This is a genomic window from Dactylosporangium sp. CA-139066, assembly GCF_050936175.1.
GTDB lineage: Bacteria > Actinomycetota > Actinomycetes > Mycobacteriales > Micromonosporaceae > Dactylosporangium.
Window position 1 is genome coordinate 2181146 of the sequence record NZ_JBNJNH010000002.1, and the last position, 16023, is coordinate 2197168.

Genomic DNA, 16023 nt, shown 5'->3' on the forward strand with positions numbered 1-16023 from the left:
ACTCCGTAGTGGCCACGCCTGACCCGCGAGAATGTGACGCGCGTCTCTATACGGAGCGTTGCGATCTCGCGGGCGGCGGTACCAAGATACTCACCACAGAGCGTGGGCGGCGGGCGCCAGGGAGAGCCCCGCCGCTCGCTGCGTTTTGTCACACTTACCTGCCTCCTCTATCGGTTCGCCGGCCCGGACTGCATGCTCCCAAGCACGTGACAGAGCTGTCAGCTGTTCAAGAGGAGTGCGAGATGCAGTTCGGTCGATACTTCGAGGAGTTCGAGGTCGGGGCCGTCTATCGGCACTGGCCGGGCAAGACGGTCACCGAGTACGACGACCACCTGTTCTGCCTGCTGACGATGAACCACCACCCGCTGCACCTCGACGCGCACTACGCGGAGACGTCGACGCACTTCAAGCGCAATGTGGTCGTCGGCAACTACGTGTACTCCATCCTCCTCGGCATGTCGGTGCCCGACGTGTCCGGCAAGGCCATCGCCAACCTCGAGGTCGAGTCGCTGCGCCACACCGCGCCGACCTTCCATGGCGACACCATTTACGGCGAGACTCTGGTGCTGGACAAGCGCGAGTCGGAGTCGAAGGAAGACCGCGGCGTGGTGACCGTGGAGACCAAGGGCTACAAGCAGGACGGGACCCTCGTCTGCGTGTTCAGGCGCAAGGTGATGGTGCCGAAGAAGTCGCACGCGGGCCCGGAGGCGCCCAGCTTCCCGGAGCCGAAACCGGAGCCGAATAGGTAAGCGTCAAGGAGGACGGCGTGGGGTTGCTCCGCAGACTGCTGGGGCGGGAACCGGCATGGGACGAGCGCTGGGCGGTGTACCCAGGCGAGGTCGGCGGCCGGCTGGCGATGTACAACATCGATCTCGGCGCGGTCGAGGCCGCTCCGGTGGCCAGGTTCCCCCAGCGGTACGACGTCGAGTTCGCCTACGCCGGTGACGGCGCGAGCGGCATGCCGGCCGCGGCGGAGCTGGGCGCGATCCACGCCCTCGACGAGGCGGTCCGCCAGGTCCTGCGCTCGGCCGGCGGCGCGTTCGTCGGCCGGGTGCTGTCGGACAACGGGGGCCGCATCACCGGGTACCTCCCCGCGGACACCACCCCGCCGCCCCTCGCGCCCATCGACGGCCTGGCGCCCACGGTGACGCTGCACGCCGACCCCGGCTGGACCCGCGTGCGCGAGGAGCTCACCCCCGACGCCTGGCAGCGCAACATCATGGACGACAACCAGGTGGTCCAGGAGCTCGAGGCCCACGGCGACCGCCTGAGCGCGCCGCGCGCGGTCGAATTTCTGGCGTACTTCCCGGACCCCGACCGCGCCGAGCTGTCGGCCCAGGAGCTGCGCGAGGACGGCTTCGCGGTCACGGTCGAGCGCGGCGACGAGGGCGACTTCGTGCTCCAGGCCATCCGCCGCGACTCGGTGGAGCCGCCGGCGCTGCACGAGACCACGTGGAAGGTCCGCGGCATCGTGGAGAGCCACGACGGCATCTACGACGGCTGGGGCTGCATGGTCCAGGTCTGAGCCTTGTTCACAGCAGCGTGAGCTGCTCGTTCGGTGGCGCGGGCGCTGGTTGCGGTTCGGGTGAGACGGGCCGGGTGGAGCCGACGCCGCCGACGTCCGGTTTTACAGCAGCGTGAGCTGCTCGTTCGGCGGTGCGGGCGCCGGTTGCGGTTCGGGTGAGACGGATCGGGTGGAGCCGACGCCGCCGACGTCCAGGCCGTGCCGGCGGGCGGCCAGGCGCACCCGCGCGCCGACCTCCCGCTGGTAGGCCTGCGGGGCGTAGGAGCCGCGCTCGTACAGCTCCCGGTAGCGCGGCACGAGCGCCGGATGCTCCCGCGTCAGCCACTCCCGGTACCACTGCCGGGCGCCGTGGCGCAGGTGCAGCACGAGCGGCACGATGCTCGCGGCCCCCGCGGCGGACAGCGCGCCGACGGTGGCGTCGATCGAGCCCTGGTCGTCGGTCAGCCCCGGCAGGATCGGCGCCATGAGGACCCCGACCTCGAACCCGGCGTCGCTCAGCCGGCGGATCGCGTCGAGCCGACGGCGCGGGCTCGGGGTGCCGGGCTCGACCGAGCGCCACAGCGCCTCGTCGACGAACCCGACCGACATCGACAGGCCCACCGACGTCACCTCGGCGGCCTGGCGCAGCAGCTCGAGATCCCGGGTGATCAGCGTGCCCTTGGTGAGGATCGAGAACGGGTTGGCGTGGTCGCGCAGCGCCGCGATGATCTCGGGCATGAGCCGGTAGCGCCCCTCGGCCCGCTGGTAGCAGTCGACGTTGGTGCCCATGGCCAGGTGCGGCCGGGCCCAGCTCGGCGCCGACAGCTCCCGCCGCAGCACCTCGGCGGCGTTGACCTTGACCACGATCCGCGAGTCGAAGTCGTGGCCCGAGTCGAGGTCGAGGTAGGTGTGCGTGTGCCGGGCGAAGCAGTTGTGGCTGACGACGCCGTTGGCGATGAAGTCGCCGGTGCCGGTCGTGATGTCGTACATCGGCACGTCGATCCCGAGGTCCTCCACGCCGACGACCCGCAGCCCGTCGTCGCCGCGCACGAGCTCGCCGGCGACCCCGCCGCCGGCCGGCCGCAGCGCCCCGAACATCAGGTCGAACCGCACCCGCTCACGCACCCCGCCGAGCACCCGGACCCCGGCGCCGAACGCGTCGAGCTGGTCGCACGGGTCCTCGACCGCGGCGGCGAAGCCCAGTACGGCCAGGCACTCGACCAGCCAGTCGACGACGACCTTGTCGGCCGCGGCGAAGCGGGGCAGGCCCCCGGCCGCATCGCCGATCGCGTCATAGAGGCCGGCGACGAAGCCGATGCGCCACGGCCGCGAAGGCGCCTCGGGCCAGTCGAGCACGGCGCTCGCGTCGCGCACGCTCGCGCCGGCGAACTCGCGGCCCGCGCCGGTGGCGTCCGCGGCCAGGGCATGCAGCCCGCCGCACGCGGCCGCGTAGTCATGGGCCCGCCGCCGGGCCGCCGCGGGGACCGGGCCCACGTGGCCGTCACCGTTGACGAAACCGCACAAATACCCGCGCCGGTACTCGACCGAGCCCAGCGGCGCCGCATCCGGCAACGCCCCGAAGCCGGCGAGCCGGTTGGCGGTGGTGAGGTGGGGCCGGCGGCTGCGGCCGTGGCGCGTGCCCGTGACGTGCTTCCAGCCGCGGTCGGTCAGGAAGCGGTGCTCGCCGGAGGCGACGAGCCGGGTGCCGTCGGCGAGCGTCACCCGGTGGGCCGGCTTCACCGTCGACCAGTGGGCGAGCACGCGGGTGGTCGTGTAGCGGCGCAGCCGGCCGTCGCGGACGGTCCCGACGATCTCGTCGCCGACCCGCAGGTCGGCGAGGGCGCGGGTGGTGCCGTCCGCCATGAGGATCGCGGTGTCGCCGGTCAGGCAGTAGACGCACGCGTGCGTGCAGCCGCGATAGGGGTTGAGCGTCCACTGGAACGGCACCCGGGCGCCGCCCGCCACGCGGTTGATCAGGGATTTGGCCTGCACCTCGTAGAAGGTGACGCCGCGGAACTCCGGTGTGTCGAAGGTCCGCACGACGGCCCCGGGCAGCGCGAGCGGTAGCGCCCGCGCCTGCCCGGTGTCACCGGTGCCAGGACCGCCAGTCGCCTTCAGGTTGTCCCATCGCACGGGTTCATTCGAACACGCGTACGAACGGATTTCAAGGAGGCTGGCCGGCCTACTACCTGGTGTTACGCGTTGACTACGCCATCGTCGGAGGCCTTCTGCTGGGCCTCGGCGACCTTGGCGCGCACCTCGTCCATGTCGAGATCGCGGGCCTGCTGGATCAGGGACTCAAGAGCCTGCTGCGGCAGCGCGCCGGGCTCGGAGTACAGCGCCACGCCGTCGCGCACGATCATCAGGGTCGGGATCGACCGGATGTTGAACTCGGCGGCCAGAGTCTGCTCGGCCTCGGTGTCGACCTTGCCGAAGACGATGTCCGGGTTGTCCTCCGAGACCCGCTCGTAGACCGGTGCGAACATCCGACACGGGCCGCACCAGGACGCCCAGAAGTCGACGAGAGTGATGCCCTCGCCGCCGATCTTCTCGGCGAAGTTCTCCGCGGTCAGCTCTACGGTTGCCATGCTTTTCAGCTCCGATCGTTCATGGCGTCGCTCGGGTATGCACCGTCATAACCACATACCCCTTACCGGCATTCCCAACCGGTGTCGGGGCTCACCCTCTCGCCGTCACCTGGACGCGCGATGATGGGTTCGTGGAACGTCCGGCTTTCGTGTTCGACGGTGACTGCGCCTTCTGTTCATCATGCGCCCGCTTCATCGAGCGCCGCATCCGCCCCGACGCCGACGTCGTGGCTTGGCAGTTCGCGGACCTCGACGCGCTGGGGCTGACCGAGGAGCAGGTGAGCTCCGCGGTGTACTACGTGGCCCCCGGCCGTGCGACCGGCGGCCCGGTGGCGATCGCCGACCTGCTCGGGCGCGCCCGCCAGCCGTGGCGCGCCGCGGGCGCGATCCTGGGCCTGCGGCCGGTCTCCGCGCTGGCCTGGCCCGCGTACCGCTGGGTGGCCCGCAACCGCCACCGCATGCCCGGCGGCACGGCGGCGTGCGCGCTGCCGCCCAACCACCCCGCCCGCACCGCTTAGCCCGCCGGCCCGGTCGCCCCGCCGCACCGCAGACCCGACGGCCCGACGGCCCTACGCGCCCCAGCCGCCCCGCCGCACCGCCGCACCGCAGAGCCGACGGCCCGACGGCCCTACGCCCCCCAGCCGCCGCGGACCCCCGCGACCCCGCACGCCCCGGCCGCCGCTGGCCTTCGCGCCCGGCGGGCCGACACGCTTGGCTGCCGCGGCACCCGCGCGCCCGGCGGTCCCGCACTCCCGATGGCCCCACACGCCCCTGGCCGGCGCTTTGGGCTGACACCGGATCGGCCTTGGCGCGGATGGACCCGTCGACGACCCGCTGATCCGGTAGGGAAACCCGACGGCCCCGCACGCCCCTGGCCGGCGCTTTGGGCTGACACCGGATCGGCCTTGGCGCGGATGGACCCGTCGACGACCCGCTGATCCGGTAGGGAAAGTCGCTGCTCGCGCACTCCGAGGCTCGACCGCTCCACCCGGGTGCGCAAACTGCGAACCACCGAGCCAAGCGCAGCAGCTTCGGACATATGCCCCGACAGGCGAAAAATCCGATAAGTCGTGGCGCGCCAGCGCCCGACTTATCGGCATGCCGAGCGTGCGGGGGGGCTGAGGCGGCCGGCTTTCGTGGGGCGGGCAGCGGGCGGAGTGCGTGCAAGTTTCAGGGGCCGACCTGCGGCGATGGCCCTGCGGAGAGCGCTCCCCTCGTAATGCCGCCAAGGCGGCGGGTTCAATCCCGTCAGCCGCCGCAGGGAGGGAAGTCGATGCCCGCAAGCAGAAAACGCAGCAGAATACTCAGCGCCGTCGTCGCCGTTGGCATGGCCGCGGCCGCGGCGCTGGGAGTGGCCATACAGCAGCCCGTCGCGCACGCGGCGCCCACGTTCAACTACGCCGAGGCGCTGCAGAAGTCTATTTGGTTCTACGAGGCGCAGCAGTCGGGCGCGAAGCCGTCCTGGAGTCGTGTCGGGTGGCGCGGCAACTCTGCCATGAACGACGGGTCCGACGTGGGGGTGAACCTCACCGGAGGGTGGTTCGACGCCGGTGACCACGTCAAGTTCGGGTTCCCGATGGCGTTCTCGACGACGATGCTCGCGTGGGGGGCCGTGGAGTACCGCGACTCGTACGTGAAGTCGGGGCAGCTGTCGTACCTGCTCAACAACCTCAAGTTCGTCAACGACTACTTCATCAAGGCTCACCCCAGCGCCAACGTCCTCTACGGGCAGGTCGGCAACGGCAACGCCGATCATGCCTGGTGGGGGCCGGCCGAGGTGATGCCGATGGCGCGGCCGGCGTACAAGATCGACGCCACCTGCGGCGGCTCGGACCTGGCCGGTGAGACCGCGGCGGCGATGGCCGCCTCCTCGATCGTGCTGCGCCCGACCGACCCGACCTACGCCGACACCCTGGTGACGCACGCGAAGCAGCTGTACACGTTCGCCGACACGGTCCGCAAGAAGTACACGGACTGCATCACCGACGCCGCGAGCTACTACAACTCGTGGAGCGGCTACAACGACGAGCTCGTCTGGGGCGCGATCTGGCTCTACCGGGCCACCAACGACGCCTCGTACCTGGCCAAGGCCGAGACCGGCTACGACAACCTCAGCAACGAGAACCAGACGACGACCAAGTCGTACCGCTGGACGATCGCCTGGGACGACAAGTCGTACGGGTGCTACGTGCTGCTGGCCAAGCTGACCGGCAAGCAGCGCTACATCGACGACGCCAACCGGTGGCTGGACTACTGGACCGTTGGCGTCAACGGGCAGAAGGTGCCCACGTCGCCCGGCGGCGAGGCCGTTCTCGACAGCTGGGGGTCGCTGCGGTACGCCGCCAACACCTCCTTCGTCGCGTTCGTCTACAGCGACTACCTCACGGACGCGACCCGCAAGGCGCGGTACCACGACTTCGGCGTCCGCCAGATCAACTACATCCTCGGCGACAACCCGCGCAGCTCGAGCTACATGATCGGCTTCGGGGCCAACCCGCCGAAGAACCCGCACCACCGCACCGCGCACGGCTCGTGGACGGACAACATCAACGAGCCCGCGCAGTCGCGCCACACGCTCTACGGTGCGCTGGTCGGCGGCCCGACGTCGCCGAACGACGCCTACACCGACAGCCGCAGCGACTACACGATGAACGAGGTCGCCACCGACTACAACGCCGGGTTCACGTCGGCGCTGGCCCGCATGTACGGCGAGTACGGCGGCACCCCGCTGGCCGGCTTCCCCGGCGCGGAGACGCCGGACGGCCCGGAGATGTACATCGAATCCTCGATCAACGCCACCGGCCCGGGCTTCACCGAGGTCAAGGCGCTGGTCTACAACAAGTCGGCGTGGCCGGCCCGGGCGCTGACCCAGGGCTCGTTCCGCTACTACTTCACGCTCGACGGCTCGACCACCCCGAGCCAGATCACGCTGTCCAGCGCCTACAACCAGTGCTCGGCCCCGACCGGGCCGACGCAGCTGTCCGGCAGCGTCTACTACGTCACCGTGAGCTGCGCCGGGCAGACGATCGCGCCGGCCGGGCAGTCCGCGTGGCGGCGCGAGGTGCAGTTCCGCATCACCTCGGCCGGCAGCTGGGACCCGGCCAACGACTGGTCGGTGCCGGCCGGGACGACCCAGGCCGCGAACAGCCACATGACGCTGTTCGACGGCGCGAACAAGGTGTGGGGCGACGCGCCGGGCAGCGGCCCGGCCGACACCACGCCGCCGAGCGCGCCCGGGAAGCCGACGTTCACGAACGTCACCGCGACCGGGGTCACCGCGAGCTGGACGGCGTCCACGGACAACGTGGCCGTCGCGGGCTACAACGTGTACAACGGCAGCACCCTCGTCGGCACGAGCACGACGAACTCGCTGGCGATCTCCGGGCTGAGCCCGGCGACCGCGTACTCGTTCACCGTCGTCGCGCTGGACACCTCCGGCAACGCCTCGGCGGCGTCGGCGGCGGGGACGGTCACCACGTCGACCCAGACCGGGGACGTGACCCCGCCGACCAAGCCCGGCACGCCGGTCGCCTCCGGGATCACCTCGTCCGCCGTGACGCTCACCTGGGCGGCCTCGACCGACGCGGTCGGCGTCACCGGCTACGACGTGCTCCGCCTCGGTGGCACGGCCGGCCCGGTCGTCGTCGCCACGGCGACCGGCACCACGGCCACCGTCACCGGGCTGAGCGCGAGCACCGCGTACCAGTTCGCGGTGCGGGCCAAGGACGCGGCCGGGAACCTCTCCACGGCGTCCGACCCGGTGTCGGTGACCACGACCGGCGGCTCGACGAGCAAGTCGTGCTCGGCGACGTACAAGGTCACCAACCAGTGGGGCGACGGCTTCAACGGCGAGCTGACGGTCACCAACACCGGCACGACCGCGCTGTCCGGCTGGACCGTGAACTTCACGTTCCCGGGCAACCAGAAGGTCAGCAACGGCTGGTCGGGTGTCTGGAGCCAGTCGGGCGCGGCGGTCACCGTGACCAATGCGGACTGGAACGGGACCCTGGCCCCGTCGGCCTCGGTCGCGCCGGGCTTCAGCGCGAGCTACTCCGGGACCAACTCGGCCCCGGCCACGCTGACCTGCACGGCCCGCTGACCGGGCGGGCGCAGGCGGTAGATCACCACGTCACCGGCGGACCAGGCACGCGTTGCCTGGTCCGCCAGGCGCGGGGACTCGCGGCCCTGCGCCCGGTCCACCACGATCCAGCGCACCCGGCGGTCCCACAGCCAGCGCAGGCGCTCCGGCGTCGGCTCGTAGATCGCCCGGTCGTTGGCCTCCAGGCGGGCCGGGTCCCAGTACTGCGCCACCGGCCCGATCCGGCGCCGCTGCGACTGGATGCGGGCCGACTCGGGGGAGTAGCCCCAGCTGCCGAGCAGCACCCGGCGCTCGGAGAAGGCGGAGATCCAGTACGACAGGCTCAGCCCGGCCTGCGCGCCCGTGCCGATGCGGTGGGCGTTGGTGGCCACGTACTCCTCCGGTGAGCTGTGCGCGCGCAGCCAGCGCGCCCCGGCGGCCTGCTCGGGGGTGACCAGCACGTGGTAGGCGGTGCCGAGGTTGGCGTGGTGGGCGGCGTCGTACGGCAGCCCGGCGCCCCCGGCGAACAGCACCACGGTCAGCGCCGCCGCCCGCGTCCGGGTGGCGAGCGCGGCGACGAGGACGAGCGCACCGAAGAGATAGACCGGGAACACCGCGTCCCAGGGGCGGCGCACATGGGGTACCACCGCGAAAAGAGCGAGCAGCGAAACCACCGCGGCGCCGATGACGCCCGCGATCGGGACCCTGCCCCGGCCGGCGCGCAGCAGGCCGCGGGCCGACAGGATGGCGCCGAAGGGGAAGCCGGCGATCGCGAAGAAGTGCTGGCCCCAGGCGTTGTGCCAGATCACGACCGCGGCGGTCAGGCCGGCGAGCGCGGCCCCGCCCAGGAAGCGCTCGACCGGGCCCCAGCGCTCGATCGCGACCGCGCCGGCCAGGCGGGCGCCCAGGGCGAACGCGTAGGCGCCCAGGCCGGCCGCGATGACCGCCGGGCGGCCGTGTGCGAAGTCGGCCATGATCCCGAACGGGGACCACGTCAGGCCGCCGCCGTCGGTGCCGTAGAGCAGCCCGACCGCGAGCGCCTGGACGCCGGCCAGGACCGCGATCGGCCGCCACGCGCGGCGCGGGCCGGCGCAGAGCAGGCCGGCCAGCGCGACCGGCAGGACCGTCGACTTGGCGCCCGCGACGCCCGCCGCGAGCAGGACGAGCAGCGGCCAGGTGCGGGTGGTGTGCTCGCGGCGCAGGACCTGCGCGAGGACCGCGATGAGCGGCATCGTCAGCGCCGACGCGTAGAGCACAGAGCGGCTCGACCAGGTGTAGTACGCCGTGATCGAGCCGAAGAACGCCGGCGCCCGGGCCGGGAAGCCGGCCTCGCCGACGGCGTACATGAGCGCGGCGGCGACCGGCCCGGCCCAGGCGCGCCCGGTGACCCGCCAGGCGGCGACGGCCAGCAGCACGACCGCGAGCGCGGCGAGTGCCGGCAGGTCGAGGCGGAACCACAGCACCGGCAGGTCGACGCCGCTGAGGTTCTCCGCGGCGGCCAGGTGGGCGTAGGCGAACCAGTGGTAGCCGAGGCCCTCGTCGCCCAGCTCGGGCACGGCGAGCGGGAAATGGTGGGCGAGGTCGCCCGCGATCGCCAGCAGGTTGAGCTGGTCGATCATGTACCACCGCGGCCGCCCCGTCGGCACCGGCGCGTTGACCCGCAGGAAGGCCCAGGTGAGGTACCCGATGAAGGCCAGAGCGACGGCGGCGACCGACCAGGACCAGGCCCGGCTCGGGCGGTGCGGGTACTCGGGCGCGCTCAGCCGGCGGCGCAGCAGGATGACGACGAGGACCGGCCAGGCCCACAGCGCGGGCCGGCACAGGGCGAGCACGGCCGTCTCGGCGATCAGCCCGACGGCCGTGCCGAACGCGAGGTCCTCGACCAGGCTGTGCGGATCGCGGCGCAGCGCCCGGTACAGCAGCGTCCCCGGCAGGACGACGCCGAGAGCGCTATAGGCGGCATAAGCCGCGATATCGAAAATATCGGTCCCAAGCGCGACGAGCGTGACCGCAACGGCGAGGGCGACGGTGAGCGCGGGCAGCCAGCGGGTCACGCCCGGATGAACGCGCCCGCGGCCGGATCAGTCACGCCGGCCGAGGCGCTCCATCGCGCGCTTGCGGGCCGGCGACTCGATCCACGGCAGCGGGACCGTGCGCAGCAGCCGGCCCAGGATCATGCTGTTCATCGAGGTCAGGCCGTCGGCGCCGGGCAGCGGCGGCAGGCCGTAGAGACGCCGGGCCCAGGGCGGCAGCAGCCCGATGGCCAGCGCCGACACGCCGAACGCGGCGCCGCGGACCGGGGTGAGGCCCAGCCCGTACGGCAGCGGCGGCACCGTCAGGAACAGCCCGGCGGCCGCGGACTCGACGGTGAGCCCGAGCGACGGCTGCATCGCCTCGTAGTACGCCTCGACCTGCGCGCCCGACGCCGGCACCGTGGCCGGGTCCAGCCCGACGAGCGCGGCCGCGCGGGTCTGCTCGGCGTAGTACCCGTCGACCTCCGCCGGCGTGAGCCGCAGCCCGCCGCGGCGCACGGCGGTCAGGAACGACTCGACCTCGGTGACGTGCACCCAGCGCAGCAGCTCCGGCTCGTCCACGCGGAAGCGCTCGCCGGTGCGCCGGTCCACGGCCGTCATGCGGGCGTGGATGGCGCGGACCCGCCGGCCGGCCCGCTCGGCCTCCTCGGTGGTGCCGTAGATCACGGTGCTCACGTACGTCGACGTGCGGGCCAGGCGGCCCCAGGGGTCCTGGCGGTAGCGGCTGTTCTGCTCGACGCCGGCGACCGCCCGCGGGTGCAGGGCCTGCAGGTAGAAGCTGCGCAGCCCGCCGAGGCCGACGATCGGCTCGCGGTGCACGCGCCAGGTGATCGAGTCCGGGCCGAACAGGCCCACGTCGCTCACGTCAGTTCTTCTTCGTCCCGCTTGGCCTGGCAGGCCGGGCACAGGCCCCAGAATGTGACTTCGGCCTCATCCAGGACGAAGCCGTGGGCCTGCGAGGGCGTCAGGCAGGGCGCGTCACCGACCGCGCAGTCGACGTCGGCGATCTCGCCGCAGCCCCGGCAGACCACGTGGTGGTGGTTGTCACCGACCCGCGACTCGTATCGCGCCGGGCTGCCGGCCGGCTCGATCCGCCGGGCCAGCCCGGCCCGCGACAGGGCGCTGAGCACGTCATACACCGCCTGGGTCGAGACCGTGTCCAGGCGCAGGCGCACCCGGGCGGCGATCTGTTCGACATCGAGATGGCCGTGCGACTGCTCGAGGACCTCCAGCACGGCCAGCCGGGGCCGCGTCACGCGCAGACCCCGGGCGCGCAGCAGATCTTCACCCGACACAGTTCCAATGACACCACGCAGGCTGGAACCGTTCAAATGTTTCCGGACTCTTGAACCGCGGATCTTTCTCGCGTGTACCCCCCGTGGGGGAGGATCCCAACCGGACGAGGAGGCACCCCGTGTTCGATCGTGTACTGGGCATTCCGGCCCACCCGCTGTACATCCACGCGGCCGTTGTCCTGGTGCCGCTGCTGGCGCTGACCGCGGTGCTGTACGCGGTGTGGCCGGGCTGCCGCCGGCACGTGCGCTGGCCGCTCGTGGCGTTCGCGCTGGCCTCGCCCGGCGCCGTGTTCTTCGCCAAGGAGTCCGGCGAGCAGTTCAGCACCAACCGGGCGTTCCAGTCGGCGCAGGTGAAGGCGCTGGTCGCCCAGCACGAGGAGTACGCCGACGCGTTGTTCCTCTGGATCCTCGCGCTGGCCGTGGTGGCTCTGGTGCTGGCGTTCCTGGTGCCGGTCGGTGGCAGCGCGGCGCGGATCAAGGCGCCGGTCGCGGTGCACTGGGTCGCGTCCGGGCTCACGGTGGTGCTGGCGGTCGTGTCGGCGTACTACGTCTACAAGACCGGCGACAGCGGCGCCCACATGGCCTGGGAAGGGTTCTAGAACAGGACCCGGCCGCACAGGATGAGCAGCAGCACCAGGGCGACGGCGCCGGCGAAGATGCCCATGCCCTTGGTCAGGATCGTCGCGGCCTGCTCCTCGCGCTCGATCCGCTCGACGTCCTGGGCGGGCAGGGTGCGGGGCGGCGCCGGGTTCTCGACCACCGGCGGGCGCCAGCCGTGCGGCGGCGGGGTGCTGCGCGGGGCGCCGGTGTAGGGGGCGCTCGGCGGGGCTTCGGGCGTCGGAGGGGGCGCCTCGAGGCCACCGGTGCCGTCGGCCGGCCGCCGCCAGTACGCGTCGTCGCTCACGCCCCCGAGCGTAGCCGTCTGACCCGCTCACCCACGCCGGGTGGGCGGGTCAGACGGTTCCGGGAATCAGTCGACGTTCAGTTCACGCAGTTCGGCGAGCGACATGGGGCGGGTGGAGTCGGGGTCCGACTGGTCCAGGCGCTGGGTCTCCTGGTCGTCCGCGGGCGACTCGCCGAGGGGGAGGTCGGACGCCGCATCGGGGGTGGGTTGTGTCATGCCGCCGAGTGTGACCCGTGCACCGCGGAGGCGACTGTCGTCATTCGGCCACTTTCCCGCAAACTGCCGGGGGTACGCTCGCTGCCGTGGCAGGTACGAACGGGTGGGCTCCCACCGATGAACAGCGTGAAGTGTCCTTCGAGGACTTCGCCGACGAGCTGGTCGTGCTCCCGGACCACACGACCGACGACACGGATTCCGGTTGGGGCGAGCGCGCGTCGACCAACGACGACCGGCTGCTCTCCGACCGCCCGCCGCACTGGGACTGATCTCACACAGCAAAGCGCCCGGGTTCCCGGGCGCTTTTTTGTGAGCTCAGGCGGCCGGGGTCGAGCTCGTGGTGGCCGGCTTCGACTCGGTCTTCGTCTCGGTCTTGGTTTCCGTCTTCGTCTCGGTGGCCTTCGCGGACGAGCTCGAGGACGTCGACTTCGAGGAGTTGCGCGAGTCGGTGCGGTAGAAGCCCGAGCCCTTGAACACCACGCCGACCGCCGAGAACTGCTTGCGCAGCCGGCCCTGGCACTCCGGGCACACGGTCAGCGCCTCGTCGGTGAACGACTGGACAGCTTCCAGCTGGTGTCCGCACTGCGTGCAGGCGTACTGGTAGGTCGGCACCGCTCAGCCTCCATCATTGGCACTCCGATACTTCGAGTGCCAATGTTGCGTCATCGGGCACCCCTTCGTCCAGTGGACGTGCGCGGTTTCATAACCTTCCGTGCTCGCCTCCACCGCGCCGCAGACGCGCTGGTCGTGCGGCTCGGAGGGGATATCGGCCAGGAACTCCCCGGGGTAGAGCAGAACGATCGTGGGCGCCTCGACCCGGCGCAGGACCCGGTCGTAGGAGCCGCCGCCCTGCCCCAGCCGTGTCCCGTCATCCGAGACGGCGAGCCCGGGCAGCAGGACGAGCCCGGCCTCGGTGATCGCCTCGGGCCCGAGCCGCGGGCCGGTGGGCTCGAGCAGCCCCCGCCGCCCGGGCGCGAACCCCTGGCCGAAGACCGCCCAGTCCAGGTCGTCGTCGTCCAGCAGGACGGGCAGCAGCAGGCGCTCGGCCACCTCGGCCAGGGCCGGCACCAGGTCGGCGCCGCCGGGCTCGGTCGCGAGGGGCACGTAGGCGGCGACGGTGCGGGCGCCGGACTGCCGTACCAGATCGGCGGCGGCCGCGGCCAGGGATCGATCCGCGTTCGCCCGGACGGGGGCCGGCAGGGCCCGGCGGACGGACCGGATGTGCGCTCTGAGCTCGGATTTGGGGGACACCCCAGGCAGCACCACTCAGTTCCTCCTTATCTGTGACAGCATCTCATCAACCGATGTACTGGGAGGGAACGGACCGTGACGCTGCGTGCGCGGCTCACCGCCGCCTTCCTCGCCGTCGTCCTCGGGCCCGTCCTGCTCGGCGCGGTGTTCGTCGGGATCGCCGTGGCCGCCGTGAGCGACCAGCGGGCATCCGAGCGGCTCGACTCCGGCGCCGAGAACCTCCGCGCCGCCCTCGCGGTGACCTGCCAGCGGTTGCGCCTGGCGGCCGAGACCGCCGCGCTGCTCGGCGACCGGCCCGACGCCGCCCAGGCCGCCGTCACCCGCGGCCTGGCCCGCGCGGTCGAGGTGACCCGGCCCGACGGCGCCGTGCTGGCCTCGGCGGGCGACCGGCCGGCCCGGCCGTGGGCCGACTGCGCCGCGCCGACCGCCTCGGCGTACGCCGCCGTGTCCGCCTCCGTCGACGTCCTCGACGCCCAGGGCCGGCCGGCCGGGCGGGCCTGGGCGGTCGAGCCCGTCGACTCCGACCTGCTCGGCTGGCTCGCCTCGGCCAGCGGCGTGCGGATCAACTCCCTGGCCGCCGGCGTGCAGGCCACCGCCGAGGACGCCCGCATCGCCGACCTCGCCCGCGGCCTGGTGACCGGCGCGACCGGGACCACCGACGACGGCCGCCTCGTGCGCCGGCTCGACCCGCAGCCCGGGCAGCCGCTCGCCCTGGCCATCAGCGTGCCCGCGCCCGACACGCAGGGCCTCTACGCGGTGCTGGTGGCCGTCGTGGTCTGCGCCGGGCTGGTCGCGATCAGCGTCGCCTGGTGGCTGGCCCGCTCGACCACGCAGCCGCTGACCGAGCTCGCCCAGGCCGTCGATCGCGTCGCCGGGGGCGACCTCGGGGCCCGGGTGCCGGTGCGCAGCCAGGACGAGGTCGGGCGGCTCGGGCAGACGTTCAACCGCATGACGCGGGAGATGCAGGGGTACGTCCAGGCGCTCACCGCCAGCCGCGACCAGCTGCGCGGCCAGCTCGGCGTGCTGGGCGACACCCTCGCCGGCACCCACGACCTCCACCGCATCCTGCAGGTGATCCTGCAGACCGCGACCGCCGCCACCGGGGCCCAGTCCGGGGTGGTGCTCATGGTCGACCCGGCCGGCTCCGAGCTGCGCGGACAGGTGGGCGAGGGCCCGATCGGCCTGCCGGGCGGCATCGACGTCGCCGAGCTGCGGCTGCCGGCCGGGGAGGGGTTGCTCGGCGCAGTCGCCGCGACCGGTGAGCCGATGCGGGGGCGGGTCGAGCGCGACGGGCCGGCGCTCTCGCCGCTCGAGCCACGGTGCGTGACGTACGTCGCGGTGCCGATCGCCGCGCCGGCCGCCGGCCCGACGACGGGGCTGGAGCCGCAGTCGGAACGCCCGCCGGCCGCCCGCGGGGTGCTCGCCCTCTACGACCGGCACGGCTTCGACGAGTTCGACGACGCCGACCTGATCACCCTGCGCACGTTCGCCGGGCAGGCCGCGGTCGCCGTCGACAACGTCCGGGTGCACGAGGAGGCCCAGCGGCTGTCGCTCACCGACCCGCTGACCGGCCTGTCCAACTACCGGTACCTGCGCGAGTCGCTGCGCCGGGAGGTCGAGCGGGCCAGCCGCTTCGGCCGCGCGCTGGCCGTGCTCGCCCTGGACCTCGACCACTTCAAGGAGGTCAACGACACCTACGGGCACGCCGCCGGCGACGCGGTGCTGGCCGAGTTCGCCCGGCGGCTGCGCGCGGAGATCCGCGAGGTCGACTTCGCGTTCCGCCAGGGTGGCGAGGAGTTCGTGGTACTGCTGCCGGAGACCGACGCGAGCGGCGCCGCGGTGCTGGCCGAGCGGCTGGGCGCGGCCGTCCGGCGCAGCCCCGTGATCGTCGTGTCGTCCACCGGCGGCCAGCCGACCCGGCGCATTCCCGTTACCGTATCGATAGGTATCGCGGTCTTCCCTTATCACGGCACGACCGGCGCGGCCGTGCTCGAGGCGGCCGACGACGCCCTGTACGCGGCCAAGGCCGGCGGCCGCGACACGTATCGCCTGGCGACGGCTCTGATCAGCGGGAAGGCGAGTGCTGAGGTGACGCCCGGCGCGCCAAAGGCGGCACAACCACCGCGACAGAGCCGCGGCGGCTAGCCTTTCTAC

At 72.6% G+C, this 16023-nt stretch carries 16 protein-coding genes; 7 read left to right on the plus strand and 9 right to left on the minus strand.

Annotated features, from left to right (window positions below; genetic code table 11):
* Nucleotides 1-242 precede the first annotated feature (242 nt).
* Nucleotides 243-749, plus strand: coding sequence for a MaoC family dehydratase (locus ACQEVU_RS54830; RefSeq protein ID WP_433339097.1), 507 nt, complete (start codon nucleotides 243-245; stop codon nucleotides 747-749).
* A 17-nt stretch (nucleotides 750-766) separates the two neighbouring features.
* The gene (locus ACQEVU_RS54835; protein ID WP_433339099.1) at nucleotides 767-1525 is read left to right on the plus strand and encodes a DUF695 domain-containing protein; all 759 of its coding nucleotides are present in this window, start codon (nucleotides 767-769) and stop codon (nucleotides 1523-1525) included.
* Between the two features lie 102 nt (nucleotides 1526-1627).
* Here ACQEVU_RS54835 and ACQEVU_RS54840 read toward each other — a convergent pair whose 3' ends face one another.
* Both ACQEVU_RS54840 and trxA read right to left on the minus strand, forming a co-directional pair.
* A complete protein-coding gene (locus tag ACQEVU_RS54840; protein ID WP_433339101.1) occupies nucleotides 1628-3637 on the minus strand; it encodes an intein-containing Rv2578c family radical SAM protein in 2010 nt (669 codons plus the stop codon).
* Between the two features lie 62 nt (nucleotides 3638-3699).
* Nucleotides 3700-4092 carry a thioredoxin gene (trxA, locus tag ACQEVU_RS54845; RefSeq protein ID WP_433339103.1) on the minus strand — a complete coding sequence of 131 codons (393 nt, stop codon included), beginning with the start codon at nucleotides 4090-4092 and terminating at the stop codon, nucleotides 3700-3702.
* A gap of 131 nt (nucleotides 4093-4223) precedes the next feature.
* Here trxA and ACQEVU_RS54850 point away from each other — a divergent pair, with 131 nt between their 5' ends.
* Nucleotides 4224-4610 (plus strand): thiol-disulfide oxidoreductase DCC family protein, encoded by a 387-nt coding sequence (locus ACQEVU_RS54850; protein ID WP_433339105.1) that lies wholly within the window; start codon nucleotides 4224-4226, stop codon nucleotides 4608-4610.
* A 755-nt stretch (nucleotides 4611-5365) separates the two neighbouring features.
* Complete coding sequence (locus tag ACQEVU_RS54855) at nucleotides 5366-8191, plus strand: glycoside hydrolase family 9 protein (protein ID WP_433339107.1); 2826 nt, start codon at nucleotides 5366-5368, stop codon at nucleotides 8189-8191.
* Here the strand turns inward: ACQEVU_RS54855 and ACQEVU_RS54860 are convergent.
* The 3 genes from ACQEVU_RS54860 to ACQEVU_RS54870 are packed head-to-tail and all read right to left on the minus strand — an operon-like array spanning nucleotide 8140 to nucleotide 11498.
* Nucleotides 8140-10224 (minus strand): hypothetical protein, encoded by a 2085-nt coding sequence (locus ACQEVU_RS54860; protein ID WP_433339109.1) that lies wholly within the window; start codon nucleotides 10222-10224, stop codon nucleotides 8140-8142. The two genes, ACQEVU_RS54855 and ACQEVU_RS54860, sit on opposite strands and share 52 nt — an antisense overlap.
* A gap of 27 nt (nucleotides 10225-10251) precedes the next feature.
* Nucleotides 10252-11058 carry an oxygenase MpaB family protein gene (locus tag ACQEVU_RS54865; RefSeq protein ID WP_433339770.1) on the minus strand — a complete coding sequence of 269 codons (807 nt, stop codon included), beginning with the start codon at nucleotides 11056-11058 and terminating at the stop codon, nucleotides 10252-10254.
* A 5-nt stretch (nucleotides 11059-11063) separates the two neighbouring features.
* Nucleotides 11064-11498 (minus strand): Fur family transcriptional regulator, encoded by a 435-nt coding sequence (locus ACQEVU_RS54870; protein WP_433339111.1) that lies wholly within the window; start codon nucleotides 11496-11498, stop codon nucleotides 11064-11066.
* Nucleotides 11499-11617: 119 nt separating this feature from the next.
* Here ACQEVU_RS54870 and ACQEVU_RS54875 point away from each other — a divergent pair, with 119 nt between their 5' ends.
* Nucleotides 11618-12097, plus strand: a complete 480-nt coding sequence (locus tag ACQEVU_RS54875; RefSeq protein WP_433339113.1) for a DUF2231 domain-containing protein — start codon at nucleotides 11618-11620, stop codon at nucleotides 12095-12097.
* On the opposite strand, the gene ACQEVU_RS54880 is transcribed toward ACQEVU_RS54875, so the two are convergent.
* Complete coding sequence (locus ACQEVU_RS54880; protein ID WP_433339115.1) at nucleotides 12094-12402, minus strand: translation initiation factor 2; 309 nt, start codon at nucleotides 12400-12402, stop codon at nucleotides 12094-12096. The genes ACQEVU_RS54875 and ACQEVU_RS54880 overlap by 4 nt on opposite strands.
* 66 nt (nucleotides 12403-12468) lie before the next feature.
* Nucleotides 12469-12618 carry a hypothetical protein gene (locus ACQEVU_RS54885; protein WP_433339117.1) on the minus strand — a complete coding sequence of 50 codons (150 nt, stop codon included), beginning with the start codon at nucleotides 12616-12618 and terminating at the stop codon, nucleotides 12469-12471.
* An 86-nt stretch (nucleotides 12619-12704) separates the two neighbouring features.
* On the opposite strand from ACQEVU_RS54885, the gene ACQEVU_RS54890 reads away from it, so the two are divergent.
* Nucleotides 12705-12887 carry a hypothetical protein gene (locus ACQEVU_RS54890; protein ID WP_344617915.1) on the plus strand — a complete coding sequence of 61 codons (183 nt, stop codon included), beginning with the start codon at nucleotides 12705-12707 and terminating at the stop codon, nucleotides 12885-12887.
* A 46-nt stretch (nucleotides 12888-12933) separates the two neighbouring features.
* On the opposite strand, the gene ACQEVU_RS54895 is transcribed toward ACQEVU_RS54890, so the two are convergent.
* Both ACQEVU_RS54895 and ACQEVU_RS54900 read right to left on the minus strand, forming a co-directional pair.
* Nucleotides 12934-13230: an FmdB family zinc ribbon protein gene (locus tag ACQEVU_RS54895; RefSeq protein WP_433339119.1), complete on the minus strand. Its 297-nt coding sequence runs from the start codon at nucleotides 13228-13230 to the stop codon at nucleotides 12934-12936.
* Between the two features lie 3 nt (nucleotides 13231-13233).
* The gene (locus ACQEVU_RS54900; RefSeq protein WP_433339121.1) at nucleotides 13234-13884 is read right to left on the minus strand and encodes a 5-formyltetrahydrofolate cyclo-ligase; all 651 of its coding nucleotides are present in this window, start codon (nucleotides 13882-13884) and stop codon (nucleotides 13234-13236) included.
* Between the two features lie 60 nt (nucleotides 13885-13944).
* Between ACQEVU_RS54900 and ACQEVU_RS54905 the strand changes: the two genes are divergently transcribed.
* Entirely contained in the window at nucleotides 13945-16014 is a 2070-nt protein-coding gene (locus ACQEVU_RS54905) for a diguanylate cyclase (protein ID WP_433339123.1), read from the plus strand.
* Nucleotides 16015-16023: the final 9 nt, after the last annotated feature.

Bases quoted from the DNA above. Each gene is read 5' to 3' on its own strand.
- trxA (WP_433339103.1), bottom strand. From the start codon at position 4,092: ATGGCAACCGTAGAGCTGACCGCGGAGAACTTCGCCGAGAAGATCGGC.
- ACQEVU_RS54855 (WP_433339107.1), top strand. From the start codon at position 5,366: ATGCCCGCAAGCAGAAAACGCAGCAGAATACTCAGCGCCGTCGTCGCC.
- ACQEVU_RS54885 (WP_433339117.1), bottom strand. From the start codon at position 12,618: ATGACACAACCCACCCCCGATGCGGCGTCCGACCTCCCCCTCGGCGAG.
- ACQEVU_RS54830 (WP_433339097.1), top strand. From the start codon at position 243: ATGCAGTTCGGTCGATACTTCGAGGAGTTCGAGGTCGGGGCCGTCTAT.